This window comes from Rhodopirellula sp. P2, from assembly GCF_028768465.1.
GTDB lineage: Bacteria > Planctomycetota > Planctomycetia > Pirellulales > Pirellulaceae > Rhodopirellula.
The window spans coordinates 4,355,097-4,381,689 of sequence record NZ_CP118225.1; the positions used below are offsets into that span (position 1 = coordinate 4,355,097).

Annotated in this window: 16 protein-coding genes and 1 pseudogene; 11 read left to right on the top strand and 6 right to left on the bottom strand. The window is 56.1% G+C overall.

Annotated features, from left to right (window positions below):
• Positions 1 to 7: 7 nt before the first annotated feature.
• Positions 8 to 625, top strand: a complete 618-nt coding sequence (locus PSR62_RS15375) for a DedA family protein (RefSeq protein WP_274403879.1) — start codon at positions 8 to 10, stop codon at positions 623 to 625.
• 97 nt (positions 626 to 722) lie between these two features.
• On the top strand, positions 723 to 1,709 hold the full coding sequence (locus tag PSR62_RS15380; RefSeq protein ID WP_274403880.1) for an NAD(P)-dependent alcohol dehydrogenase: 987 nt from the start codon (positions 723 to 725) through the stop codon (positions 1,707 to 1,709).
• 420 nt (positions 1,710 to 2,129) lie between these two features.
• Here PSR62_RS15380 and PSR62_RS15385 read toward each other — a convergent pair whose 3' ends face one another.
• From PSR62_RS15385 to PSR62_RS15395, 3 genes are all read right to left on the bottom strand, one after another.
• Positions 2,130 to 3,485: a dihydrolipoyl dehydrogenase family protein gene (locus PSR62_RS15385; RefSeq protein WP_274403881.1), complete on the bottom strand. Its 1,356-nt coding sequence runs from the start codon at positions 3,483 to 3,485 to the stop codon at positions 2,130 to 2,132.
• Positions 3,482 to 3,994, bottom strand: a complete 513-nt coding sequence (locus PSR62_RS15390) for a carboxymuconolactone decarboxylase family protein (protein ID WP_274403882.1) — start codon at positions 3,992 to 3,994, stop codon at positions 3,482 to 3,484. The genes PSR62_RS15385 and PSR62_RS15390 overlap by 4 nt, the downstream gene beginning before the upstream one ends.
• A gap of 87 nt (positions 3,995 to 4,081) precedes the next feature.
• On the bottom strand, positions 4,082 to 4,648 hold the full coding sequence (locus PSR62_RS15395) for a type 1 glutamine amidotransferase domain-containing protein (protein ID WP_274403883.1): 567 nt from the start codon (positions 4,646 to 4,648) through the stop codon (positions 4,082 to 4,084).
• A gap of 422 nt (positions 4,649 to 5,070) precedes the next feature.
• Between PSR62_RS15395 and PSR62_RS15400 the strand changes: the two genes are divergently transcribed.
• The 9 genes from PSR62_RS15400 to PSR62_RS15435 all read left to right on the top strand — a co-directional run bounded on the left by PSR62_RS15400 (position 5,071) and on the right by PSR62_RS15435 (position 21,433).
• On the top strand, positions 5,071 to 5,910 hold the full coding sequence (locus tag PSR62_RS15400; protein ID WP_274408239.1) for a peptidase C39: 840 nt from the start codon (positions 5,071 to 5,073) through the stop codon (positions 5,908 to 5,910).
• Between the two features lie 208 nt (positions 5,911 to 6,118).
• Complete coding sequence (gene sbnA / locus PSR62_RS15405) at positions 6,119 to 7,147, top strand: 2,3-diaminopropionate biosynthesis protein SbnA (RefSeq protein WP_274403884.1); 1,029 nt, start codon at positions 6,119 to 6,121, stop codon at positions 7,145 to 7,147.
• Positions 7,144 to 8,781 carry an FAD/NAD(P)-binding protein gene (locus tag PSR62_RS15410; protein ID WP_274403885.1) on the top strand — a complete coding sequence of 546 codons (1,638 nt, stop codon included), beginning with the start codon at positions 7,144 to 7,146 and terminating at the stop codon, positions 8,779 to 8,781. The genes sbnA and PSR62_RS15410 overlap by 4 nt, the downstream gene beginning before the upstream one ends.
• A gap of 142 nt (positions 8,782 to 8,923) precedes the next feature.
• Entirely contained in the window at positions 8,924 to 10,294 is a 1,371-nt protein-coding gene (locus tag PSR62_RS15415) for a Y4yA family PLP-dependent enzyme (protein ID WP_338020082.1), read from the top strand.
• A 364-nt stretch (positions 10,295 to 10,658) separates the two neighbouring features.
• Positions 10,659 to 11,843 carry an AI-2E family transporter gene (locus PSR62_RS15420; RefSeq protein ID WP_338020083.1) on the top strand — a complete coding sequence of 395 codons (1,185 nt, stop codon included), beginning with the start codon at positions 10,659 to 10,661 and terminating at the stop codon, positions 11,841 to 11,843.
• Positions 11,844 to 11,929: 86 nt separating this feature from the next.
• Complete coding sequence (locus PSR62_RS15425; RefSeq protein WP_274403888.1) at positions 11,930 to 13,411, top strand: catalase; 1,482 nt, start codon at positions 11,930 to 11,932, stop codon at positions 13,409 to 13,411.
• 383 nt (positions 13,412 to 13,794) lie between these two features.
• Positions 13,795 to 20,559 carry a choice-of-anchor Q domain-containing protein gene (locus PSR62_RS15430; RefSeq protein WP_274403889.1) on the top strand — a complete coding sequence of 2,255 codons (6,765 nt, stop codon included), beginning with the start codon at positions 13,795 to 13,797 and terminating at the stop codon, positions 20,557 to 20,559.
• Between the two features lie 363 nt (positions 20,560 to 20,922).
• Positions 20,923 to 21,150, top strand: a complete 228-nt coding sequence (locus tag PSR62_RS25775; protein ID WP_443217277.1) for an addiction module protein — start codon at positions 20,923 to 20,925, stop codon at positions 21,148 to 21,150.
• Complete coding sequence (locus PSR62_RS15435) at positions 21,143 to 21,433, top strand: type II toxin-antitoxin system RelE/ParE family toxin (RefSeq protein ID WP_274403890.1); 291 nt, start codon at positions 21,143 to 21,145, stop codon at positions 21,431 to 21,433. The genes PSR62_RS25775 and PSR62_RS15435 overlap by 8 nt, the downstream gene beginning before the upstream one ends.
• A gap of 565 nt (positions 21,434 to 21,998) precedes the next feature.
• Here the strand turns inward: PSR62_RS15435 and PSR62_RS15440 are convergent.
• From PSR62_RS15440 to PSR62_RS15450, 3 genes and pseudogenes are all read right to left on the bottom strand, one after another.
• A pseudogene (locus PSR62_RS15440) lies at positions 21,999 to 22,610 on the bottom strand (IS91 family transposase); the annotation flags it as partial.
• Positions 22,611 to 22,804: 194 nt separating this feature from the next.
• A complete protein-coding gene (locus PSR62_RS15445) occupies positions 22,805 to 23,047 on the bottom strand; it encodes a ribbon-helix-helix domain-containing protein (protein ID WP_274403892.1) in 243 nt (80 codons plus the stop codon).
• A gap of 2,436 nt (positions 23,048 to 25,483) precedes the next feature.
• Complete coding sequence (locus PSR62_RS15450; protein WP_274403893.1) at positions 25,484 to 25,954, bottom strand: PA2169 family four-helix-bundle protein; 471 nt, start codon at positions 25,952 to 25,954, stop codon at positions 25,484 to 25,486.
• Positions 25,955 to 26,593 lie beyond the last annotated feature (639 nt).

Below are 26,593 nucleotides of genomic sequence, written 5' to 3' on the forward strand. Positions count from 1 at the left end.
ATGGATCATGGACCAATGGATCAAAACCATACTCGAGGAGTTCGGCGCGATTGGCGTTGGTGCTCTCATGCTGCTGGAGAACGTCTTTCCACCCATCCCGTCGGAGTTGGTGATGCCTTGGGCGGGCTATTCCGTCAGCCAGGGGAAGTCATCGTTCCTCGCGATCGTGAGCGCCGGCAGTGCCGGCTCTTTCGCTGGTGCCTGGGCATGGTTTTGGTTTGCTCGACGGATCGGAAAGGAACGTTTGGCGAACTGGGTGGACGCGCATGGCGCTTGGTTGACCATCACCCGGGACGACATCGAACGGGTCGACCACTGGTTCAACGACTGGGGCGCCGCTGCCGTGCTGCTCTGCCGGATGATTCCGGGGCTGCGAACTCTCATCAGTGTGCCGGCCGGGTTCGCGAACATGCCACCCGAAAAATTCTCGGTTTACACCGGCATTGGAACGGTTGCCTGGACGGCACTGTTGGCTGCGGTCGGCCTGTGGCTGGGAAAGAACTACGGCGATCTTGCTCGCCCGCTCAGTTGGGTGAGCACAGCAGTCATCGCATGCCTGTTTTCAATCTGGGTGTATCGGCTTGTCCAACAGCGGCGAACTGGAAGCCCTCACAAGGTTCGTTGACCACACTTCTAACTCACAAAAATGCTCAGCGCCAAAATGGCTGCTGTGTTTCGTCAATCATTTCTGCCCGCCTGCTTCCAAACAACACGAGAGAGCAATGAATCATTCCGAAACGGTTGAAACACCTGAGACCATGAACGCGATGGTGTACGAAGATTACGGGGACGCCAGTGTTTTGCATCAGCGGGAGGTGCCGATCCCGGAACGTCTGCCGGGACAGGTGCTGATCGACGTGCGTGCCTCCAGTGTCAATCCAATCGATTACCGCATTCGCAGCGGTGAGTTGAAAGGATTGTTGCCGGGCGGGTTCCCTCGCATTCCAGGGTATGACGTCGCGGGAGTGATTGTGGATTGCGCTGGAGATGGACCCTTTGCGGTTGGCGATCGAGTCGTTGCGTTCCTGGACACGATGCGTGGGGGAGCCTGTGCTGACTTCGCTGTGGCAGCGATTGATGTGACCGCCGCGATTCCCGATTCGATGAGCTTCAACGAAGCCGCTGCCATCCCGCTCGCTGGCACGACGGCTCTTCAGTCACTCCGAGATCACGGCGGCATTGCGAAAGGCAAACAGGTGTTGATCAACGGCGCGAGCGGTGGTGTGGGGATGTTCGCGGTGCAAATTGCAAAATCCTTCGATTGCCATGTGGATGCTGTCGCGAGCGGTGACAACGAGGAGTACTGTCGTTCTCTCGGAGCGGATCATTTTTACAACTACGAAACGACGGATTTCACAACCTCCTCGGAGCGTTGGGATCTGATCTTTGACGCCGCGGGAAAGTCCGGCTACTGGGATGTCAAGCAGGTGCTCAAAGAAGGCGGGCGGTATGTGTCGACCGAGCCGGACGTGAAGGGCATGTTGATGACCCTGGTGACTTGGCCGCTGTCGAAGTCCGGGACGGTCATGTTGGCAAAGCCCAACGCTGATGATTTGCGGACGCTGATCGCCCTGCATCAAAAGGGGCAATTGCAAATCACGATCGATGCGATCTATCCCTTCTCTCAATTGAGTCAAGCTCACCAGCATGTCGAGAACGGCGTGGAGCGAGGCAAAGTTGTGTTGACTGCTGACGGCAGTGGGCTGTGATCTCGGGTCGCTCCAAGCCGGTAGGAATGATCAAAGTGACATAGGCTTCCAGTCTGTGATTGCCCAGAACACAGGCGGTGGGCCTGTCAGCGTGTTGATTCAATCAGCCGGAACGCGATCGCGTCCGGTTCGTCTCTGGTAACCTGTTCGCCCCAACGGGGCAGCCCTATGACAGCCCTGGGTTCCGGCGGGACCAAGATTGCAAAGCCTCAACGGGGCGGTCCTAGCAGGGAGTCACCCAAAAACGCTAGGACCGCCCCGTTGGGGCTCGCGTTGGATCATCCGTAACGAAACCCCAGGTGATGCCTGGGGCTGGGATAGGGCTGCCCCGTTGGGGCGTGAGACAGAGCCCAAACCAAGGCCGCATCGGCTTTGGCAGCCCTCAAATTTTCGCGGGCCAGTGTTGGTCCCGGTTGCAGTTCAAAGCATTGACCGGACGTCGGATGCGAAGGTTGGGAAGGCAAAGAGCGTGGACTTCATGTCGGTTGCCGTCAGATTGAACTTCATCGCGAGAGCGAACAAGTTGATGGTTTCCTCCGCGGACGGGCCGAGCAAATGAGCGCCCAAGATGGCATCGGTTTTGGAATCGATGAGAAGCTTGTAGCCGGCCACGGTTGGACCTGTTTTACGAACGCTTCCCCATGAGGAGATGTCGTCGCTGAGAACCGTCAGGTTGTCATTGCGATCGCGAGCTGCTTGTTCCGACAACCCAACCGAAGCGATGCTTGGAATCGTGAACGCAACTTTGGGGACGTGTCCGTAGTCCGGCGTTCGTTCCAATGTTTCGGAGAACAAATTCTTCGCAGCAATGCGTGCGTCCTCGTTTGCCACGGGAGTCAGTCGAGGCATCCCGTTGTCGGCGCAGTCACCGGTGGCGAAGACTCGCGAATTGGTTGGGTTCTGCATGAACTGGTTGACTGCGATTCCCTTCTCACCGTGCTCGATCTCTCCCTGGGAAAGGCAAAGCTCGTCGATGTTCGGAACTCGTCCCGCACCGTGGACGACCAAGCCACATTCGATGGCGGAGTCTTCCCCGGCGAGGTGAACCTGCAAGCCACCGTTGGAGGATTTCTCGATGCCGGTGATTTCGGCATTCATCTGAAAGCGAATCCCATGCTCGCGGAGCGAATCGGTCAGTTGATTGACGAGATCCGGGTCAAACCCGGACAGCACTTGATCGTTCTTTTCGATCACGGTCACTCGGCTACCCGCACGGGCAACCACGCCGGCAAACTCCATGGAGATGTATCCACCGCCAACGAACACGACGTGTTCCGGCATGGATTCCAATTCAAGGAACTCATCGCTGCGAGTGACATGTTCCGCACCGTCGAACGAGAGTTCTCGAGGTCGTCCTCCGGTGGCGATCAAGAATCGATCTGCGGTCAGCTTCGTTCCCACGACATCGATCGTATCGGGCGAGACGAACCGAGCGACACCGTGAACGGTCTTGATGCCATCCTCTTGAAACGACTGCTCCTTCTTTTGCGCGACGGGTTGGGTGAACTCCATTTTGAACGCGTGAAGTTGTTTCCAGTCAATCTTGACCGACGCGTTTGAAATTAGCTTCCCATCACCCCGGTGGACTCGATCGACCAACTGACCGGCGTTGACATACACCTTCTTGGGATTGCAGCCACGCAGTGCGCAGACTCCTCCGAAGGTGCGCGAATCGACCAAGGCGACCCGTTTGCCTGCTTGGGCGATCTTCGTGGCGACCGTGCCGCCGGACGGTCCCGTTCCCAGGACCACCAAGTCAAAGTGTTCGCTGCTCATGGCAGTTCAATGTCCAGTCCGTGGTTGATTCGGTTGGTGAAATTAGCAAGCGCCACCGCAGCGGCCAGCGTGACAAGTTGTTTTTCATTGAGGAACAACTTGAGTTCCTGCACCACGGCTGCCTCGACATTAGCCTTGGTTGTCAGTTGCTCGGCATACTTCAGGACCGCTTGTTCTTTCTCGTCGAACAGATCGCCTGCACTCACATTCATCGAGTCGAGTTGCTGGTCGGACAACCCCGCCTTCTTCGCAGCTTGACGATGGTAGTGCGAACAGTAGTCGCAGGAATTCAACTGGGACGCTTTGTAGTAGGCGAGTTCGCGATACTTCGCGGGAAGATCGTTTTGCAGGCCATCGTTGATCTGAGTCATGCCGCCCAGCACATCGGGTTGATGTGCCAGCGTGCTGAAGATGTTCATTGATTGACCGAACTTCTCTTCGATTGCTTCCAGAATCGGCTTGGCTTCGTCAGGAGCTTCATTGATCGAGAGTGGTTGTGCGTAGGCCATGGTTTGCTTCCGAGTTTTTTGTGGGGGCGGTTCTGAAAAAGAAGCAGGCCAGATCAAACGAACCGGCCTGTTGAATTGATGCAGGGATCAGACCGTTTGCGCGGCGTGCTTGCCCTCGGCGAATTCTTCAATCGCTTTTTCACAGAAGGCTGGCAGGTCGTCGGGGTTGCGACTGGTCACCAATCCTTCATCGCACACGCATTCTTCGTCCACCCATTTTGCCCCCGCGTTTTTGAGGTCAGTTTTTAGACTTGGCCAAGACGTGACTCGGCGGCCACGAACGACGTCTGCTTCGATCAACGTCCATGGTCCGTGGCAGATCGCCGCGACAGGCTTGTGTTGCTTGAAGAAGTCACGAATGAAGCTCACCGACGTCTCGCAGGTACGAAGCGTATCTGGGTTGGCCACGCCGCCGGGCAGTACCAATCCGTCAAAATCTTCGGCGGAGACATTGGCGACGTTTTGATCGACCGTGAACTGGTCCGCTTTTTCATCGTGGTTCATGCCTTGGATCTTTCCGTCCTTTGGCGAAACCAGGACAACTTCGGCGCCAGCGGCTTGGATCGCTTCCCATGGCTTGGTCAATTCGACTTGTTCAAACCCGTCGGTTGCGAGGAAGGCGATCCGCTTTTTGTTCAGTGTTTGTTCACTCATATCGTTGTCCTCATTTTTGAATTCGGTTTTGAATGCAGTTTTTGAACTGCGGAGGACAGTGAACGCAGATAGCGTGCCACGACAACGTCATGAACAGAACGCGAGAAGGACTGAACAGAAATCAGGGGCCTAGGCTTCCAGCCTGTGATTGCGAGGAACCCAGGCTGGAAGCCTATGTCACTCACTTTGTCCGACGGTTTTGAACGCTCGTTGCTCAACGGGGCGATTACCGAGCGGAGTGACCGGTTTGCGGTCGATGGCAAGTTGCGTGATGATTGATTCTGCCCGTTACGGCCTGGGAATTGCGTTGATGCCGCAATGTTGACCGGCGTTTGTTGCTCTAGCGATTTGATTCGCAGGCTGCGGATCGCCATTTTGATGAACTTCTGCAGAAGGACGAACAATTGATAGCGAGTGATTTGATGATCGCGATGTCGGTGATGGCCGGATTTTCAATTGCGGCGGGGTGGTTTGTGTACGCAATCGCGTATTCCGACAAAGGCCAGCGTGTGATGTTGTGTTTGTCGCTCGCGGTTTTGGCGATGATTTACTTTCTGTTCTATGCATCGGGTCAGCTTTTTTGGGCCAAATACGTCTCCAGTTCTGCGGCGATCGTGTACACGAACTTTGCATCGATCTTTGCGGCACTGGCGGCGGGTTGGGCCTTGCGTCTTCCGGAAACACCCGCGTGGCGTCGTGGGATTTTGTGCGTCTTGTTGGCGATGGTTTCCGCCGCCGCGATTCTTTGGCCATTGCTATCCATCGCCATTCGTCCGGCGCCCGAGGGTGGTGACCAGTGGACGAATGGTGTCGCGATGCAAACGTCTTGGGCGACATGCAGTCCCGCTGCTGCGGCAACGTTGTTGCGTGCGGAGGGCATCGAAAAATCCGAATCGGAATTGATTGCCCTGTGCTTAACGGACTCGAGCGGCACACCCACACTCGGTTTGTATCGCGGAATCAAACTGGTCGCTGACGAACAAAACCGATCGGTCAGTGTGCTGGACGAAACACTGGACGAGATGTGGAATCGCGATGACTGGCCGGTGTTGATGGCGGTGAAGCTACCGTACGGAGTGGACGACCGACGTTATGTTGATCAATGGGGATGGATTCCAGGGATGGGGCACAGTGTCGTCGCGTTGGGGCTGACGAGCGATGGACAACGCATGCTTGTCGGTGATCCATCCGTTGGGCTGGAACAGTGGTCGAAAGATGACCTGCGAGTTCTGTGGCACGGCGACGGCATTCGCTTGGACTGAACGAATTGTCGAATGCGAGAAATCGGTTCGGTCGACACAAACTTCGTGATTTTGTGTTGATCGAGCCCAGTCGCGTCGCAATCGCTGAAGGGGCGGAAGTCGCCTGCTTTGATTTTGATTGCGAGTTCAATCGATCGGTGAAAGGTCATTGGCACGGTGATTGCGTTACCAGCAGCAATTCAAATCTTTGCTCCTGAGCCAACCATCCATGAACCAACTTTCCTCGCGAGTTTGCAATGGCGTCCTCGATGCAATCGGCGGCACACCATTGGTTCGACTCAATCAATTTTTGGACCGACCTGATATTGAGTTGATTGTGAAATGGGAGGCGGCGAATCCGGGCGGAAGTGCCAAGGACCGTCCGGCCGCGAAGATGTTGTTCGAGGCACTCAAACGCGGTGAGATCGGCCCTGACACCACGATTGTCGAATCGACGTCTGGGAACATGGGTATCGGTTTGGCTCAAGCGTGCCGGTACCACGGATTGAAATTCATCTGCGTCGTCGACCCCCGAGCACAGAAGCAAAACCTCTCGATCATCGAGGCACTCGGTGGAGCGATTGAGCTAGTCACCCAGCCGTTGAATGGTGATTTCCTGGCCGCACGCATCGCGAAAGTTTGCGAGCTGATCGAGACGACATCGAACAGTTATTGGCCCAATCAGTACGCCAACACTGACAACCCTCGATCACACTTTGAAGGAACCATCCGCGAAATCGATGAGAGCCTCGATGGCGAATTCGATGTCTTGTTCGTGGCGACGAGCAGCACAGGGACGGCTCAAGGTTGTCGTGATTTCTTGAAGTCGCGAGGACGCAACGTTCAGGTTGTGGCGGTCGATTCAGTGGGCAGTGTTCTGTTCGGCGGGTCGTCGGGGCCTCGCAAGATTCCCGGTTTGGGTGCGGGGAAGGAACCACGATTGGCGGCGGGTCAATCATTCGATCATCTCGTTCGCGTCTCCGATTTGGAATGTGTCGTCGGATGTCGCCGGGCGGCACAGCGAGAAGCGATGTTGATTGGCGGTTCGGCCGGTGGTGTTCTGATGAGCGTCGGAAGAATGCAAGAACAATTCGCTGGCAAACGCTGCGTCGCGGTGCTTCACGATTCAGGCACGCGATATCTCGAAACAGTTTTTAGCGATGAATGGGTTTCGGAGTCGCTGGGTTGTACCAGCGAGGAACTCAACTATCTGGTCGGTTCTTCCTCGTTTGAGTTTTTTGAAGGAGTGAGCGCATGAGCGTTGCGATTTCAGGCGGTCGCGTCGCCGATTATCCGGTGACCAATGACAATCCATCTAAAACACGATTGCGTTTAGCAATCGTCGGTTGCGGGCCTCGTGGTTTGCAATGCCTCGACGCTCTATCGCAAACATTGTCGACGGATGAATTGTCGAGAATGGAGATCACCGTCTTTGAACCTTCGCCCTTTCCCGGCGCGGGCTGCATTTACAATCCGAAGCAACCTCGGATGCTTCGAATGAATTTCGCGACTCAGCACATTGATTTTTGGAAGGTTGATTCCGGCCAACCCACTCCACGATCCGGTTCGTTGATCGGATGGTTGGATCGAAACTATCCGGAGTATGCCGCGTCGGATCAGTTTGTCCCGCGAGCCATCGTGGGGGAATACTTGCACGATTGTTTTGAATTGGTCTGCAAACGTCTGCGTCGTTGGACGAAGTTGAAGGTCGTTCGCAGTCGAGTGGAATCGATCCGATGTGTCGCCAGCCAGGCGTCCAGCGGCGGTTGGTTGTTGTGGGATGGAAAAGACGAAATCGGGTTTGATCGTGTTGTCTTGACGACGGGGCACGAAGGATTCCGCGGGTCGGACAGGGTTCCTTCATCGGATGACGAAGCGTTTGTGTTTCCGGTGGAGACCAATCTTTCATCCGAACGAATTTCGGCCGGAAGTGACGTTTGGATTCGAGGGTTTGGGTTGACCGCCATTGACGCCATCATGATGCTGACGGAAGGTCGTGATGGTCGTTTCGAAAACAGTGATGCACTTCCAGATTATGTCTGCAGTGGAAATGAGCCGAAGCGGATCACGGTTCATTGTCGTTCGGGTCGGCCGATGCTGGCGAAGCCCACCGCGAAAGTGGAGCCCATCACGGATGTGTTTTGGGAACCTTACCGAGAGGCACTGCGTGCGTGCGAACCGAATCATGGGAAGCTGAAATTTCACAAAGACATTTGGTGGGTGATTTGTGAAGCGGCAGCAGAATCGTTGTCGCAATCGGGCACGGTGGTGACTCCGCGTGAAATCGACGAATGGTATCGTGGGTGGTCGCGATACAAGATGGACGAGGCCGCCGCACGTCGTGCGATGTTGCAGTCCTACGGCGTTGCGACTGGTGCCCGACCGATTGATATCCCGTTTGCGCTGGGGGATGCATGGCGTCGCTTGTACCCACAGATCGTCGAATTGGTCAGCTTCGGTGGGCTGGCCGCTGGTCAGTACAAGGCGTTTCAGCAGGTGGCGATGGAAATGGAGCGCATCGCGTTTGGCCCGCCGGCCGAGAGCGTCGCAAAACTGTTGCGGCTGATGCGAGATGGTTTGGTACAACTGTGTGATCAAACCGTTGCACCAGAAGGGGCTGTGATCGTCAACGCTGTGATTGCTTCACCAAGTCAGGCGGATGAAACCGGGCCGCTTTCGCAACTGGTTTTGCGAGGTGATGTCGAGGTGGATCCGCTGACTGAAGCCATTCGCGTGAGCGATTCCGGTAACGTGCTGGGCGGAAGCAAAGGGCTTGCCGTGTTTGGTCGTGCGACGGAGGGTTGGGTTGTCGGCAACGATACCCTTTCGCGAACATTGCATTCGCAGATTCAGAACTGGGCCGGCACGATCGCGGTGGATATGCATGGATGAGGTATTCGACGTCATTTTTGAACGCTCTTTGGCTGGTCAAATGTTTGAAGGTCTACCCGCCGAAGATCAGGCATTGCAGACTGGTGCGTTGCGTAGGGGGTGCAGGGGCGTTTTGCCTCTGGATGCCCGGCTCGAATCGTGGATGGAGCGTTGTTTGCGTTCAGAGAACTTGTTCGATTGGGTTGAGACCTATGGTTCGCCACTGAATTTGGTGCGACCTCGAACAATGCGTCGCAACGTGGAGGAACTGAACGCGGTCGCTCGTGAGCGGGGTCTTGATTTTCGAGTGTTCTTCGCTCGGAAGGCCAACAAGTGTTTGGGCTTTGTTGACGAGGCGATCGAGTCAAATTTTGGAGTCGACACCGCCAGCGAGAACGAGCTGCGGCAGTGTTTGCGGCAGTGCGTTCCCGCGAAAGATTTGATTTGCACCGCGGCAATCAAAAGCGATTCGCTGATTGATCTGTGTCTGCAGCAGGAAGTCTGCATCGCGGTGGACAACGATGACGAGTTGCAGATCATTGTCGCCCGAGCAAATGAGCTTGGTCGGCAAGCTCGAATCGCATTGCGTTTAGGCGGGTTCCAGCACGAGGGAAACAAGCTTCCGACCCGTTTCGGTTTCGATGTGGATCGCGACCGTGATCTTCCTCAGCGTTTGACTTCATTGCCCGTGTTGGTTCAGGGGATTCATTTTCATCTCGATGGCTATGACTCTGGGCAGCGGGTGTCGGCTCTTTCGTTGGCCATGGAATGGGGCGAAAGATTGAAAGCGGTTGGGGAGCCGGTCGAGTTCATTGACATGGGCGGTGGTTTCCCAATGAGCTATCTGGAAGAGCATCGCCAATGGGCTACGTTTTGGAGGGAACATCGTCGGGCGTTGCTGGGCGAACGCGACACACTGACCTATCGGGGGCACGGATTGGGGCTGTCGGTTGAGGGAGGGCGTGTCGTCGGGGAACCGAAAATGTATCCCTTCTTCCAGCGTCCTGTTCGCGGCCATTGGCTGGCCGGCGTTTTGGATTCACAGATCGAAGGAAAGTCGATTGCGGATCGATTGGTGGAGCTCAATGTTCAGTTGCGTTGTGAACCGGGGCGAAGCATCTTGGACGGATGCGGAATGACCGTCGCTCGGGTTGAATTCCGAAAACAGAACGCGGAAGGCGATTGGTTGATCGGATTGTCGATGAACCGGACGCAGTGCCGGACTTCGAGCGATGACTTCTTGGTGGATCCGATCTTGGTTCCGAAACAAAGCTCCTTTGATCGTGCCACTGAGACGAAGCCGATGTCGGGTTACCTGGTCGGTGCCTATTGCACGGAATCGGAATTGATTTCACTGCGGAAGATGCAGTTCCCAAGCGGTGTCCAGCGTGGCGATTTGATTGCGTTCCCGAACACCGCCGGCTACTTCATGCATTTTCTCGAGAGCCGTTCGCACCAATTCCCTTTGGCGAAGAATTTGATTGTCGACTCGCATCCCGTGCCCTCGGTCCGTCTCGATTTGATCGATGAATGAGCAGGCTGGTCGGGCATCGTTCGCTGGTTAGCACGGTTCTCAATGCCGCTGAGTTCGAGTTTGCTCAATGTTCTGGGGTTGCGACGTTAGGCGTCCAGAGACTCCAAGGACGCCCGAAGTTTTCGTCTGATGGATCGGCACGTGGTTTACAAAATCGGCACGTGGTTTGCAAAGCGTAGAAGCGTGAAATTGCGATGAAGACGCTCCTGTTGTGAGTGGTCGTTGTCGGTTTTGGACGCGGTCGATTGGAGACCGCGTTGTTGCTCCCCACTTTCGATTTGGATGTTGCCATGCAGTTGTTGTCGCTCATCCATTTGGGGTTCATGGTTGAGATCGGTGGTCCTCGTTCGCAGGACGCCCGTTGATGTCACACATTCACCAATTTCGAACCATATTGGCTGGTGCACGTCCGGAGCGTCGGCGTGAAAAGTCGGATGAATTGGTGGCTGTCGAGCAGCTGTCGAGACACGTCCAGTGGGCTTCGGTTGGCGTGTGGGTGTGCGTGGCATTTTTGACTTTGTACACGCTTTACATCGGTCGAAACCTGTTCATGCCGATCTTGGTCGCGGGTTTCGCGTTTCTCACATTGCGGCCAGTGGTTCGCGCGGCGACTCGCCTCGGAATCCCATCCGGTGTTGCCGCCACCGCGATCATGCTGGCGATTGCGACTGTCTTCGGAACGATCGGCTATGTGTTGTCTGGCCCAGCGCAAGACATGCTGCAGCAGGTGCCGGGATCGATGCCCGAAGTCAAAGACAAGCTGGGATTCATTTTTGACCATTTAGAAACCGTCAACCAAGCCACAGAAGACATCTCGGACACCGCCGATGCAGAGCAATTGACATCAGAAGAGAAGCCTGTGCCGGTCGAGATCAAACAGCCCGCTTGGACAACCTCGTCGCCGTTGATCGCCGGGACGGGAAACGCGGTTTCGTTTGTCTCCATTGCCGCGGCGCTGTTGTTCTTTTTGTTGGCGGCGGGTGATTCATTGATTGTCTCCGTCGTCAGCTCGTTGCCGTCCTTTTCGTCCAAGCGACGGTTCATCGAAGTCTTGGAAGGTGTTCAAGACGCTCTGAGTAGTTATCTGGCGTGGGTCACCAGCATCAACGCGTGTCTGGGGGTTTGTATCGGAACTGCAATGTGGTTGCTGGGGATGCCCTCGCCATTGTTGTGGGGAGTTGCGGCCATGTTTTTGAACTTCATTCCGATCGTGGGCGCGATGGTCGGTATCGCGATGGTGTTCTTCGTCGCTCTGGTCAGCTTTGAGCATGCATCGTTTGCATTCGTGGTCGCGGGGACGTATGCGACGCTGACCACATTGGAAGGTCAGTTCATCACACCGACTCTGTTGGGCAAATCGATGAAGCTGTCGTCCGTGCTGGTGTTCATCTCAATCGTGATTTGGGGATGGATGTGGGGAATGCTGGGTGTGTTCTTGGCCGTCCCGATTTTGATTGCGGTCGTGATGGTGATGGAGAAGTTGGAGGCCACTTCTTCGATGAATGCCATGTTGAACGGCGGCGTTGGAAAGGCCGCTGACCCTGAGTGATGCCATCGCATCGCTGATCTGACTTCCCCTTTTGCAATCGTATCAATTCAAACTCGTTTCTATTCCTCTTCTAGCAAAGAAGTTCTATGTCCGAAGAATCCAAGTGCCCGTTTCAAACTCAGCAATTCGGCCGGGCGGTCGATGACAATCAGCATTCGCAAACCGCTGGACCACGCGGACCCGTCTTGATGCAGGACGTTCACCTGGTCGAGAAGATGGCGCACTTCAATCGGGAACGGATTCCGGAACGGGTTGTTCACGCCAAAGGCTATGGAGCTTTCGGCACGTTCACGGTCACGAACGACATCACCAAGTACTGCATGGCGGATTTGTTCTCCGAAGTTGGCAAGAAAACGGAAACCTTTGCGCGCTTCTCGACCGTCGGTGGCGAAAGCGGTTCGGCTGACACGGCCCGTGACCCACGTGGGTTCTCGCTGAAGTTTTACACCGATCAAGGTGTTTGGGATTTGGTCGGCAACAACACGCCGATCTTTTTCATTCGCGATCCGTTGAAGTTCAGTGATTTCATTCGGACTCAAAAACGCGAGCCGCAGAATCACTTGCAGCCTCATTGGCGTCGTTGGGACTTTTGGGGCGAGGTGCCTGAGGCTCTTCATCAGGTGATGTTCCTTTACAGCGATCGTGGAACACCCAAGAGTGCACGCTTCATGAACGGCTACGGCAGCCATACGTTCAGCATGTACAACAAAGACGGTGTCCGGCACTGGGTGAAATTCCATCTGAAGACCGAACAAGGTTCAGAGAACTTCAGTGCGGACGAAGCGATCAAGATGGCGGGCGAAGCACCGGACTACTCGACGCGTGACTTGTTCGAAGCCATTGAAAAGGGCGACTTCCCTCGTTGGCGAATGCACATACAGGTCATGCCCGAGTCTGACGCCGCAGACTACGAATGGCATCCATTCGATTTGACCAAGGTATGGCCGCACGATGACTATCCGTTGATTGAAGTCGGCGTGTTTGAACTCAATCGCAATCCGTCCAACTACTTCCAAGATGTTGAGCAAGCCGCCTTTGAGCCTGGCAACTTGGTCGAGGGCATCGGGATTTCACCTGATCGCATGTTGCAGAATCGTGTGCTGTCTTATCCCGATGCACATCGTTATCGATTGGGTGTGAACTATCACCAGATTCCGGTCAATCAACCGCGTTGTCCGTATGCGACATATCATCGTGACGGGACGATGCGAGTGGACGGAAACGGCGGCGGCACCGTTGATTATGAGCCCAACAAGATGAACGGTCCAAAAGAGACCGGGCGAACGATGGAGCCGCCCATGCCAGTGCACGGCGACGGCGATCGCTACGACGAGTTCGCGTGCGATGACAAGGACTACTACGGTCAGCCACAGATGTTCTGGAACAAGGTGCTGGACGAAGGAGCTCGCGAACGACTTTGCACTGCGATCTCCAATTCGATGGCCGACAGCCCCGAGAATATCCGCGAAAGAATGTTGGCTCAGTTCGGCAAAGTCCATCCGGATTTTGAAGCGGGGGTCCGCAGTCGCTTGGATGCTCCCAAGTCACAACCGATCCCGATCGCATAATCGGCATATCTGTTGCTTTGTACAGCGATGGTCATCCCTCACTCGGGTGGCCGTCGCTTTTTTTGTGCGTCTCACTCGGTCAAACGCTGGGGACTGCGCGATCTGGGTGACCAGTTGTTGCCCCACCTCCCCCCATTTTTGACTCACCGGAGACCAGTATGTTCGGATTTCGTTCTGCCTGCTTGCTCGATAATCAATCACCTGATCAGCACGACACTTCTCATTCCGAAAAAGAACTTGGGAAATCTTGGAAACTGAGAGGACGCAGAACGAAAACACGCCGTGCAACTCTGAATCGATTGATCGGCGAGCGCCTGGAGGAACGTCGTGTTCTAGCGGCCTATGTCGTCGACACTGCTTTAGACGTCGTCGCCGTAGATGGCATGGTCAGTCTGCGAGAGGCGATCCAAGCGTCGAACAGCAATATGGCGATCAATGCGGATACCGCAGCCGGAAGTCCTACCTCGACCGAGATCGACAGCATCAGCTTTGCCGATGGGCTGAGCTCGATTCTTTTGGGCAGCGAACTGGAGGTCACCGAATCGCTTCGTATCTCCTTGGGGGATTCATCCGGCCAAATCGTCAGTGGCGATAATGCATCGCGAATTTTTGCGATCAACGCGTCCGGTGATGGTGCGGTGAACGTCGACCTTTCCGGGTTGACGCTGCAAGACGGAGTGGCGGAATCGGGTGGTGCCCTCTATGTCGCATCGGGGCAATCACTCTCGCTCACCAACGTCACCTTGATGGGGAACACTGCGACTGGTGATGACGCTGACATGGGCGGCGGTGCTTTGGCCAACGATGGCGGAACCGTGACGATTACGGATTCGACGATCACCAACAATGCGGCAAATGGTGCGTCCGGCAGTGGCGGCGGGATCTTAAACCAAGGAATGTTGACCGTTTCCGGCGGCGAAATCAGCAGCAACGTCGCCAACCGCGCCGGTGGTGGGATCGAAGCGACCGCTGGTAGCAGCACAACGCTGACGGATGTTTTGATGGAACTGAACGTTGCCGGTCCGGATGGATCCGCGGCTCCAGGCAACGGTGGTGCCCTGCATCTCTCTGGTGATGGCAACGCGGACATTTCAGGCGGAACGATTCGCGACAACACCGCGGCGAGCGAAGGCGGCGGTCTTTGGAACAACACCGGAACAATGACGGTCGATGGTACGATTCTGACTGGCAACGTGGCGTCGGGTGACGCGGCCGACGACGGTGGCGGAGCGATCTTCAACAACGGTGGAACGCTGACGGTCAGCAACGCAACGATCAGCGGCAACGCGGCGGACGGAACGCTCGGTAGCGGCGGTGGCATTTTCAGCACAGACGGTGCGGTGACGATCAACTTGAGCCAAATCGGTGGTGCAATTCCATCCGAGGGCAACACTGCCAATCGTGCTGGCGGCGGCATCGAAGTGATCGCAGGCACGGTGACGTTGAACTTCGGAACCGATGTTTCGAACAACTTCGCCGGTATCAATGGCGGTGGATTGCACTCGACCGGAGCGGCCAGCGTCACCTCGAACTTGGCGATCTTCGGCAGCAACACGGCGGCCAGCGAAGGGGGTGGTTTGTGGAACTCGTCGACCGGAACCATGTCGATCAACGGCGGGGCGATTTCATCGAATAGTGCCAGCGGCGATGACGCCAGCAACGGTGGCGGCGGTCTATTCAATGACGGTGGCACGCTGAACGTGATCGACGCTGTGATCGGATTCAATGTCGCCGATGGTGCCAGCGGCAGCGGTGGGGGAATCCTCAATCAAGGCACGCTAACCGTCTCGGGTGGCGAGATCAGTGGCAACACTGCCAATCGAGCCGGTGGAGCGATTGAAGTGACCGCTGGATCCACGACCACGTTGACCGATGTGTCAATGGATCAAAATATTGCCGGGCCAAATGGTTCGGCGTCGCCGGGTAATGGGGGAGCGTTGCACATCTCCGGTGATGGTGTCGTGACGATCACCGGCGGGATGGTCTCGAACAACATCGCCGCTAGTGAAGGAGGTGGACTTTGGAATAGCGTGTCCGGTAGTTTGACTGTTGACGGGACTTTGGTGAGCGAGAACTCCGCACCGATCGGGGGCGGTATTTTCAATGACAGCGATGTCGACGTGACATCGCAAACGTTCCAAACTTCACTGAGTGCACTGAATGATTCTGGCGTGAGCGGAACCGCGACGGTCACTGTGGATACCAGCGATCCCGACAATCCGTCGATCACGGTTAACATCAATGCATCTGGTTTGGTTCCTAACCAACCTCACATTCAACACATCCACGGTCGGTTTGCTTCGGATCTGGATTCAACCGAAACCATCCCAGGTCCGTTTCTCGGCGAAGGAGGAGTCGCGATTGATTCGCGAACTCCAGACGTGGGAGATGACTCCAACGGAGATGGGTTCATCACGGTGGGTGAAGGAATCGCGGGGTATGGCAACGTGCTGCTAAATCTATCCAGTCCGCGTGCACCAGTTCCCTTGGAAGGCAACTCGCCCCTGGATGATTTCAATATTGCTGACTTCCCAACGACGGCCGATGGAACGATCGACTTCAGCGAGACTTACACGTTTGATCTGAGTGACTCTGATCAAGCTCGTCAGTTCAACAACCTGCTTCCGATGTCATTGCGAGAGATTGTGCTGCATGGAGTGAACACAGACGTTGATGTTGATGGGGACGGTTCACCCGATGGTTATCGAGTCACCGGGCCCGCCGCTTCGGGGACGTTGCAAGCCGTTGGCGGAACGCTGATCATCATGAATGCACAGATCACCGGCAACGTGGCATCAGGCAATGGTGGCGGGATTGCCAACGAAGGCGGACAGGTTTCAATCACGGACTCGAGCATTTCTGGCAATGTCAGTGGCGGCGACGAACCGGGTGAAGGTGGCGGAGGTGTCTTCAATGATGGAGGTGTCGTCACAATCACCGACAGCGATGTGATCGAGAACACCGCGATTGCGGGACTCGGGAACGGCGGCGGGATCCTGAATGCGAACGGCGGAACGTTGGTGGTTCGTGGTGGAACCATTTCCAACAACGACGCGTCTCGTGCCGGTGGTGGTGTCGAGAACGCTGGCAACGCAACGTTCTTTGCAACTGAATTCGACGGCAACACCACCGGTATCAACGGCGGTGCACTGCATACCTCCGGACCGTGGACAGCGAATTTCATTGACTCCACGATCACCGGCAACTCCGCCGGTGCAGAAGGCGGAGGCGTTTGGAACAGTGCGTCGGGAACGATGGCTTTGGTCGGAACCAACGTCGAAGGCAACTCGGCCAGCGGTGCCGATGCAGATCAGGGCGGTGGCGGTATCTTCAATGATGGCGGAACCGTATCAATCAATTCATCCACTGTGAACAACAACACGGCCGACGGATCTGCCGGAAGCGGTGGCGGCATTCTGAACCTCGGTGCGATGACGATCACCGGTTCAACGATCAGCGGCAACATGGCAAACCGCGCCGGTGGTGGGATCGAAGCCACCGATGCATCCTCCACTTCGTTGACCGATGTCAATCTGGATGGGAACAACGTCGGTATCAGTCCCGCGGTGGCGGCGCCCGGCAACGGAGGTGGTTTGCACGTCACCGGTTCCGGAACGGTGACGATCAGTGGCGGCACCGTGAACGACAACGTTGCGGCTTCCGAAGGTGGCGGTTTGTGGAGCGGAACCGGTGTGATGACCGTGACTGGGACCACGATCAGCGGCAACACGGCATCCGGCGATGATGTCGATAACGGCGGTGGCGGACTGTTCAATGTTGGTGGAACGCTGAGTGTCATTGACGCAACTGTCACAGGAAACGTTGCAAACGGTTCGTCCGGTAGCGGCGGTGGCATCCTGAACCAAGGAACGCTGACGGTTTCGGGCGGTGAGATCAGCGACAACACGGCAAACCGTGCTGGTGGCGGGATTGAAGCCACCGCTGGTAGCAGCACAACGCTGACGGATGTGTTGATGGAACTCAACGTTGCCGGACCTGATGGATCAGCCGCGCCGGGCAACGGTGGTGCCCTGCACATCTCTGGCGATGGCAACGCGGATATCTCGGGCGGAACGATTCGCGACAACACGGCGGCCCGTGAGGGCGGCGGTCTTTGGAACAACACCGGAACGATGACGGTCGATGGAACGATTCTGACCGGCAACGTGGCCTCTGGTGAGGCGGCGGATGACGGTGGTGGAGCGATCTTCAACAACGGTGGAACACTGACGGTCAGCAATGCGACGATCAGTGGCAACGCGGCGGACGGTGCACTCGGAAGCGGCGGTGCGATCTTCAGCACTGACGGTGCGGTGACGATTAGCTTGAGCCAAATCGGTGGTGCGATTCCATCCGAAGGCAACACGGCCAATCGTGCTGGCGGCGGCATCGAAGTGATCGATGGGACGGTGACTTTGAACTTTGGAACGGATGTTTCGAATAACTTCGCCGGCATCAACGGTGGCGGGTTGCATTCGACCGGAGCAGCCGACGTCACATCGAACTTGGCCATTTTCGGTAGCAACGCGGCGGCCAGCGAAGGGGGAGGGTTGTGGAATTCATCGACCGGAACGATGACGATCAACGGTGGGGCGATTACATCGAACGTCGCCAGTGGCGATGACGCCAGCAACGGCGGTGGCGGTTTGTTCAACGACGGCGGCACGCTGAACGTGATCGATGCAGTGATTGGGTTCAACATCGCCGACGGTTCCAACGGGAGCGGCGGTGGGATTTTGAATGATGGCGGAACGTTGACGGTGAGTGGAAACACGACCATTTCCAACAACACCGCCAATCGTGCTGGCGGCGGCATCGAAGCAACCTCAGGCACGCTGAACACGATCAGCGGGGCCACGATCGCATCGAACAACGCCGGTGTTTCGCCGGCGACGGCGGCACCTGGAAACGGTGGTGGTTTTCACGTCACCGGAAATGGTTCGGTGGAGATCACTGGCGGAACGGTCAACGGGAACATCGCTGCCTCCGAAGGTGGCGGACTTTGGAATGGGACCGGAACGATGACAGTCGACGGGACGGTCATCGACGGGAATGTCGCGTCGGGCGATGACGCGGACAATGGAGGGGGAGGCATCTTCAATGTCGGTGGAACGCTCGTGATCAGCGACGCGACCATTCAAAACAACGTTGCCAATGGTGTGTCTGGAAGTGGTGGCGGCATTTTCAACGCTGGGACTGCAACGATCGACAACACAACAATCTCAGACAACACTGCCAATCGTGCTGGCGGTGGGTTGGAAGCCATTGGCGGATCGACTACATCGTTCACCGGTGGATCGCTTACAGACAACGTGGCTGGCCCAAGCGGTTCCGCGGCACCCGGTAACGGAGGCGCGGTTCACATCTCAAACGATGGTTCCGTTGAGCTGACGGAAGTTGTCGTTGATGGAAACACGGCCGCCAGTGAAGGCGGTGGTCTGTGGAACAGCTCGAAGGGAACTCTGGTCGTCACACGTTCGACGATTTCCAACAACATCACAATCGACGGCGGCGGCATCTTTGCTGACGGAGATGCCGGTGTGGTCACCGTTGTCAATTCAACCATCGCGGCAAACTCGGCGTCGAATGATGGTGGCGGTGTTTTGAGCGAAGGTGGAAACGTTTCGTTGACGAGTGTCACTGTCGCTGACAACACAGCTTCACAGGGGGGGGGCATTTCGGTTGAGGCGGGCACGTTATCGTTAATCAATTCGATTGTTTCGCGGAACAACGCCTCAACCAATTCGAACCTATCGGGGGCAATTACCGATAGCGGAAACAATCTTGTCGATGTCGACGCAGGTCTAGGAACACTGGGCGAGTTTGGTGGTCCAACACCAACAATTCCTTTGCTCACCGGAAGTGCGGCTTTGGATGCGGGAGTGTTGGCCGGGGTGACGACCGATCAACGGGGTGTTTCGCGACCGCAAGGTCCAGGCGTCGACATTGGTGCGTTCGAATCAGATTTGGCGGCACCAGTTGCGGCTTCGTTAAGCATCGCTGCTGACAACACTCAACGCGTTGAAGGTGACTCAGAAACCACCGCGTTCACGTTCACAGTGACTCGATCAGAAAATACGATTGGCACCGTCACGGTGGACTATTCAGTGGTCGGAAGCGGAGACAATCCAGCAGATGCGAGTGACTTTGGTGGGACGTTGCCGACCGGAACAGTGACATTCGCCGATGGTGAATCGACGGCGACGATCACCGTGAACGTATCAGGTGACACTCAAGTCGAACCCAACGAAACCTTCTCGGTCGTGCTGAGTAATGCCAGCGATGACACGCTGATATCACAAGCGGATGCGGCTGGAATCATTCTCAACGACGACATCAATGAACGTGAAACGCGAATCTTGATTCCGACCTTTGTGGCGCGTCCGCACTTGATTCCAGGTGACGGCATTCCAACGGCAATCATCTTTCAGGCGTTGACGGACACGACAGTCACGGTCACGCCGATTAGCGTGACCAGCTTGAGCGAAACGGTGCGGATCGTCGACGCTGACACGTTGACAGTCAGCACCTACCGAAACGGAGTCGCCACGGCAAATCTTCAAGCCGGCGAACTGTACGCGGTGATCTTTGAGCCGCTATCAAGTGATCGTATCTTCTCGATTCGATCGTCTGCTGGTTCCGATACTTTGACCAATCGAGCGGCGACGAACATTCTGCAGCCGACGGACACATCGGCGGATGGCGAAACAACCGCTTTGGACGCGTTGATGGTGGTCAACGAACTGAACCATTTGAACGATGCCGGTGGTGAACCATTGCTGGGAAGCTTCGTTGATGTCAATCGCGACGCGAGCGTTACGGCACTGGATGCGTTGCTCGTGATCAACCACCTCAACCGAATGGAACTGTCGACCAACACGGCGTCGGGTGAGTTCATTGCACCGCAAGTGCCATTTGTGAACTCTGAACGCAATGAGCTTTTGAGCGATGAAGTCGATGAGTTCTTTGACAGCGGCGAGGTCATCGGTTTTGAAGAACCAGGAAGCACGATCGCATTGTCATTCGACGGATCAGCATCAACCGCTTCTGCCACGGCGGTCGGAGTGGACGAGGCGATGGCGGAATTCAATGACGAGGAAGACTCGTCATCAATGACCACCGAGATCGAGTTGTTGGACGCTGTCTAACCAACGGATCTGTTGAAATGCGAGCACGTCCGGCGTAGCTCACGGGGTGCTCACTGAAGTGTTTCCAGTAGTAAGCCGAATGTCCAAGCGTCAATCGCATCGCTGTTGGTGCGAACGACGTCGTCTTGCTCATTGCAGCTTAATCTTCAAGATTGCTTGACCGCCGCACACGAAGCCGATTGGATCATCGTTCGTGGGGGCAGTCCTGGTTCGTCAACGGGGCACCATACAGACGCTTGGTTCATCAAACGGCCACGCATTGGTACAATCTCTCGTAGTTCAACATCGCTCGCTTCGTTTAGGGCGGTGTCGTAAAAAACGTCCGTTGTGCGGGCGATCTGGTATAATTCACCTATGACCAACATGAGCGAAATTCTGACTGCGGCACAATCGCTTTCCTCTTCCGAGCGTGCGCAATTGATCGCCACCTTGTGGGACAGTGTTTCCCCTACTGATTGGGTTCCTCCGGATTCTCAATGGATTGCTGAGGCCAATCGACGAAGCGATGCATATGACGCTGGTGAAATGACCGGCTCCCCGTGGGTAGAGGTTCGCGAACGTGCTCGTCGCGAGGCTGGGTTGGATGGCTAATGTCATCATATGCTGGGCCGCCGAAGTCGATTTCATCGAATCTCTTAAATTGTACGCCGAGCGTAGCATCGAAACTGCAAACGACTTCGATGCCGAATTCGATCGGGCAATCTCTCAAAGTGCTGCCGATCCCGAACGCTTTCTGATGTGCGATGCACGTCACCGATACCTTCTGCTTCGACGCTTTCCATTTCGCATTATTTATCGGATCGCGAACTCCGACATTCTCGCAATCGCCGTTGCCCATGGCTCCCGCTCGCCCGACTATTGGACGAACAGGTAGGGCACGCCGCACAACGATTTAGGATTTGGGGTCAGCGAGGTACGAGCCTGAACCTTAATCCTTGTTCAAGGCGAGTCGCTTCGCGGTGGGGACACTCCGGCGATTGTTCCCTCGTGGTTTTGTCCGCTGCGGCGTGCTCTGGCGGAGGGCTTCGTGCGAGGTTCGGTTCGGCGCGGTGGTTTGGGCAGCCGCTCTGGAAACGCAGAACGGTGTTTTGAATCGGGCAAGGGCGTTGATTGGCTGTTGGAATCGTGTGCCGGGATGCTTTTCGGGTCAGGTGATTGCGACGGGCGCGCAGGGGCAGCGGAGTCACCGATCAGATGACTTTGAAAACGACGTGTTATTGGAGCGACGATCTGGATCATGGCGGTGCTCTGGCTGGTTGTGGCGGAGTTGTCGTGGCGGGGTAAGCAGGTGTCATCGGGTAGGTGAGCCGTTGGCGTGAGCCACGGTTTTCACGCGCAGGCCAGGCGAACGCCCAAATGGCTCACATGGTTGTGCCCGATCATTCCAGCCGACCTGCTTAGTAGCCCAGGTTGATCATCGGGCCGCCGCAGCAGGGTCACTGCATCGCGACCGGTTCCGCCATCACGATCTGCTGGCTGCAAGCCAGTTCGTACTGACGCTCCAGTGAGACAGCGACCAACCAGCGAACCTCTTCGAGGGATCGCTTGCTGCGCGCGTTGACGAATCCGTCGTGACGCACACGATGAAAGCCAGCCGGCAACACGTGCTGGAGCCAACGACGAATGAACTCTTCCACACGCATCGGCATCGGCTTGTACTGACGCGTTCCGCTGCGTTTGACTTGCAGCGTCAAGTAGGCTTCTTCGAGCGAAGTCAATTCGTCGCACTGCGTGACGCGTCGATTGGCCACCGCACCTCGCATCACGTAGGCCGCCAAGTACGCGACCGCGAATTCGCCGCTGCCGACCGCTTCGCTGTCGACGACAAAGCATACTTGCCAGGCATCATCGAGGATCGAGTCAAAGAACGTTTCGGATCGCAGTTTGTGTTTCAACTTGCCGCGAAAAAACCTCTCCAGAATCTGCTCGGGCACGAACACGCTGGCGCGACTGCTTTGCCAAACGCCGCCAGCGTCGATGCCGCCGGCGGGAACCACGACGTGAACGTGCGGGTGGTAAACCAGGTCACGTCCCCATGTGTGCAGTACGCTATCGCAAGCTCCGGCACGCTGGTTGCAAATAGCCCGCCGCTTTTCGGGAACTGTGCCAACCCCTTGATCGTCTGTTCGGATCGCTCAAGAAATCGCAAAGCAGCATCAAGACTGCCGTCCGCAATGTGCATTGCGTGAGATTCGACATCCTCGATGGCTTGGGGCCGTCGGGTGATTTGCTTCCGGTTCGCCACTTACTTGACGCTCTTTGAACCAACGCGTTCCTTGATCGTCTGCCATTCTTCATCCGTCCACGGGTCGGCCGGACCACTATTTATCCCAGCCATCAATGCTTGCTCGATTTCGCATTGCTTCACGTTCGCTGCGGCGACTAACGCGATGATAAACTCACTCGGATTCGTAAATCCACCGTTCTTTGTGCCTTGATCCACAAATTGCAGCAAATCATCTGGTAATTCGACTGGTATACTGGTCATAGAAATAGACCTCAAACAATTGGTCCGCGACCGACAACATGGTTGGTGCGCAAGGGCCTGCGGCACACCTCCGATTTGGCGCAAACTGCGTTCGCATTGTACAATCAAAACTTGATCCAATCCACCTTCGCTTCGGTTGCGTCGGCGACGTAAATACGTTCCGTTGTGCGGTCTGGCGAGGTGGAAGATGCAGTTCAATCGCATGGATTTGAAGGAGCGTTGGATCTGCGCCGATTCGTGTTTTCAAAATGTGTGCTGCGACGAACACTGATGTTCGCGAATCGAATGCTGATCCGAGGTTTGATCCTGCCGCCGAAATTGGTTTGCCCGCAAAGGACGTCCTGACATGCCTGCGTTGGTCAGTCAGCGACCACCATTGCTTCTGTTGTAGGGACGTGGCTGTCTGGTGTGCGGAAATTTTCGCGATGGCGATCGCTCGGTTGTTTCGCTCGTTGAAGCCACCACGAAATGGACGAACGACACGAAAGCGACCCTTGCTGAACTTTCGTGCGATTCGTGTCTTTCGTGGTTTCGACCTCCTCCGGGGTTGAGCGGTCAGCTTCGATGGTTCGCGGTCGTGGGGTTTGGCGAAGCAGGCCTGCAGGAGTCTTTGGGGAGGTGAGCGGTTCAAGCGTTCGCGCTGGTTACGCTCGAAAACCGTGGCTAACGCCAAGCGGCTCACATGGTTGTTCCCAATCGTTCCTGCCAACCTGGTTCGGGAGATTGCATTGCAGTTCAGGGGCTTCCACTTGGTGGATGGTGAAGGCTCCGCTGTGGCGGTTATTCATTAACCACGAAATGGACGAACGACACGAGAACGACCCTTGCTGAACTTTTGTGTGATTCGTGTCTTTCGTGGTTTCGACCTCCCCCGGGGTTGAGCGGTCAGCTTCGATGGTTCGCGGTCGTGGGGTATGGGGAAGCAGGCCTGCAGGAGTCTTCGGGGAGGTGAGCGGTTCAAGCGTTCGCGCTGGTTGCGGTCGAAAACCGTGGCTAACGCTGGACTGTCAAAAGGTTGGTATTGACACGGAAAATGCGACGTTGATTTTTATTCTGTCCTACGCCCCAACGGGGCAGCTCTAAGATAGCCCCAGGCATCGCCTGGGGTTTCGTTACGGAGATTCCGACACCAGCCCCAACGGGGCGGCCCTAAGAAAGACTCCCCAAAACCCGCTAGGACCGCCCCCGTTGGGGCTTTGTAATCTTGGTCCCGCCACAACCCAGGGCGTTGCCCTGGGCTGGCATAGGGCTGCCCCGATGGGGCGAAGTCGAGGAACGAAACCTGCGCAGTCCAAAGCGGTGTCAATACCAACCTTTTGACAGCCCAGGCGAACGCCAAGCGGCTCACATGGTTGTTCCCAATCGTTCCTGCCAACCTGGTTCGGAGATTGCAATCCAGTTCAGGGGCTTCCACTTGGTGGATGGTGAAGGCTCCGTTGTGGCGGCTATTCATTAACCACGAAATGGACGAACGACACGAGAACGACCCTTGCTGAACTTTCGTGCGATTCGTGTCTTTCGTGGTTTCGACCTCCCCCGGGGTTGAGCGGTCAGCTTCGATGGTTCGCGGTCGTGGGGTATGGGGAAGCAGGCCTGCAGGAGTCTTCGGGGAGGTAAGCGATTTGGGCGTTCGCGCTGGTTGCGCTCGAAAACCGTGGCTAACGCTGGACTGTCAAAAGGTTGGTATTGACACGGAAAATGCGACGTTGATTTTTATTCTGTCCTACGCCCCAACGGGGCAGCTTTAAGATAGCCCCAGGCATCGCCTGGGGTTTCGTTACGGAGTTTCCGACACCAGCCCCAACGGGGCGGCCCTAAGAAAGACTCCCCAAAACCCGCTAGGACCGCCCCCGTTGGGGCTTTGTAATCTTGGTCCCGCCACAACCCAGGGCGTTGCCCTGGGCTGGCATAGGGCTGCCCCGTTGGGGCGAAGTCGAGGAACGAAACCTGCGCAGTCCAAAGCGGTGTCAATACCAACCTTTTGACAGCCCAGGCGAACGCCAAGCGGCTCACATGGTTGTTTCCAATGGTTCCTGCCAACGTGCTTCGGAGATTGCATTGCAGTTCAGGGGCTTCCACTTGGTGGGTTGGTGAACACGCTGACGAACCAAGTGTTCGATGGTTGATCAAGTCACAGGTGCGTGGAACCAAGATTGGATCCGGCCCGAGCGGTCGCCGCGTCCTGTTTCGGAAGTCGGCAATTGGCGTAAAGACTGGTAAGAAACAATTCAAATTCTGTTGCAATCGCGACGGCCCAATTTGAAAGCTTCTTGATTGAAGGCCAGCAGACTGCACGTTGTTTTCAATGTTGACATGGGGCGTTCAACGCGTGGTGCACGCAGCTTACAAAGTTTGATCGGCGCAAACAAAAAGCCATGTCATGGGACATGGCTTTGTTTGTTCGGTCGGAAACCGAAATGATTCGACCAGCCGTGATCAGCTGGCTTTGTAGGCATCGCGAAGATCGCGGATTTTGTCGTGGCCGGCTTTGACCTTGGCATATTGGGCGGTCAAGACATCGTTCATGGCGCTGCCTGCGGTGTCTTTCAAGACATCTTCGTAGGCTTCCTTGATGTGGTCCTCACCACGCTCAGCTTCGATCAAGATGACTGTTGCATCGCCGCCGTTGAGTTTGCCTCGGATGTTGATCCAAATGCGGTGCGTCTTGGCGGCAACACTGCCGTCGTCTTCGGCTTCTTTGCCGTTGAATTCGACGTACTGCTGCAGTTCGCTGGCCATCGCCGAACGTTCGTCGCCGATGCTGCGGAACAACGTTGCCAAACGCTCGTCCTTCAGTTCTTCTGCGGACTCGTGAAAGCCGTTGTACGAGTCGATGTTGGCACGAATCAGCTTTTGAAGCTTGTCGATGGTGGTTTCGTTCAAGTCGATTTTGGTTTCAAGAGACATGTGAGATCCTTCAGTTTGCTGTGGTTGATAGTTTCATCAAACGGTTGCTTGATGAGATTGATGAGTCGCAACTACCGTGCCAGAACTGGACTTCGTTCTTCCAACGAGCCGTTGCCGTGGTCTGACACCGGCTTTGGTTGCACGTACTGCAGCGAATGCGTGCTCGAATGAAGTTGCGGGGAGTGGAGCGATGCTGGCGTGATGAACGCGGGCGCGGTTTGAGGTGGGGAATTGCGCGTACTGCCCTCCCCGGAATCCTCGCTGAACGCTTGGATTCCGACGCTCCTCAACTGCGTTGAGGTTGTGCAGTTATTAGGTGCTGTGTTCGTGACGTCCTGCAAACACCGCCCGCGCGGAAGGAAGGTCGTGCAGTTTTATTTCGCCCTCCCTCTGGGAGTGGCGGCCCGCTTCGGTCCGGGGAGGGTTACACGCTGGATCCAATGCTCGGCCCTCCCCTCGCTTCGCTCGACCCTCCCAAAGGGAGGGTGATGACAAACGCCTGGCAGGACAGCACCTAAAAACGGCATGACCTCCGTACGGGAGGGTGAATTCAACCTCACGAGCACGACCATCAAAAACTGCATGAACTTTGCGTTCAGGAGGGTGACGTTTAAGACGCGACCTTTGGCGGCGAACAAT

Coding starts and splice junctions, on each gene's coding strand:
- PSR62_RS15450 (WP_274403893.1), bottom strand. CDS start 25,954: ATGTCTCTTGAAACCAAAATCGACTTGAACGAAACCACCATCGACAAG.
- PSR62_RS15410 (WP_274403885.1), top strand. CDS start 7,144: ATGAGCGTTGCGATTTCAGGCGGTCGCGTCGCCGATTATCCGGTGACC.
- sbnA (WP_274403884.1), top strand. CDS start 6,119: ATGAACCAACTTTCCTCGCGAGTTTGCAATGGCGTCCTCGATGCAATC.
- PSR62_RS15420 (WP_338020083.1), top strand. CDS start 10,659: ATGTCACACATTCACCAATTTCGAACCATATTGGCTGGTGCACGTCCG.
- PSR62_RS15425 (WP_274403888.1), top strand. CDS start 11,930: ATGTCCGAAGAATCCAAGTGCCCGTTTCAAACTCAGCAATTCGGCCGG.
- PSR62_RS15400 (WP_274408239.1), top strand. CDS start 5,071: ATGATCGCGATGTCGGTGATGGCCGGATTTTCAATTGCGGCGGGGTGG.
- PSR62_RS15415 (WP_338020082.1), top strand. CDS start 8,924: ATGGAGCGTTGTTTGCGTTCAGAGAACTTGTTCGATTGGGTTGAGACC.
- PSR62_RS15445 (WP_274403892.1), bottom strand. CDS start 23,047: ATGACCAGTATACCAGTCGAATTACCAGATGATTTGCTGCAATTTGTG.
- PSR62_RS15380 (WP_274403880.1), top strand. CDS start 723: ATGAATCATTCCGAAACGGTTGAAACACCTGAGACCATGAACGCGATG.
- PSR62_RS15395 (WP_274403883.1), bottom strand. CDS start 4,648: ATGAGTGAACAAACACTGAACAAAAAGCGGATCGCCTTCCTCGCAACC.
- PSR62_RS15435 (WP_274403890.1), top strand. CDS start 21,143: ATGGCTAATGTCATCATATGCTGGGCCGCCGAAGTCGATTTCATCGAA.
- PSR62_RS25775 (WP_443217277.1), top strand. CDS start 20,923: ATGAGCGAAATTCTGACTGCGGCACAATCGCTTTCCTCTTCCGAGCGT.
- PSR62_RS15375 (WP_274403879.1), top strand. CDS start 8: ATGGACCAATGGATCAAAACCATACTCGAGGAGTTCGGCGCGATTGGC.
- PSR62_RS15385 (WP_274403881.1), bottom strand. CDS start 3,485: ATGAGCAGCGAACACTTTGACTTGGTGGTCCTGGGAACGGGACCGTCC.
- PSR62_RS15430 (WP_274403889.1), top strand. CDS start 13,795: ATGGTCAGTCTGCGAGAGGCGATCCAAGCGTCGAACAGCAATATGGCG.
- PSR62_RS15390 (WP_274403882.1), bottom strand. CDS start 3,994: ATGGCCTACGCACAACCACTCTCGATCAATGAAGCTCCTGACGAAGCC.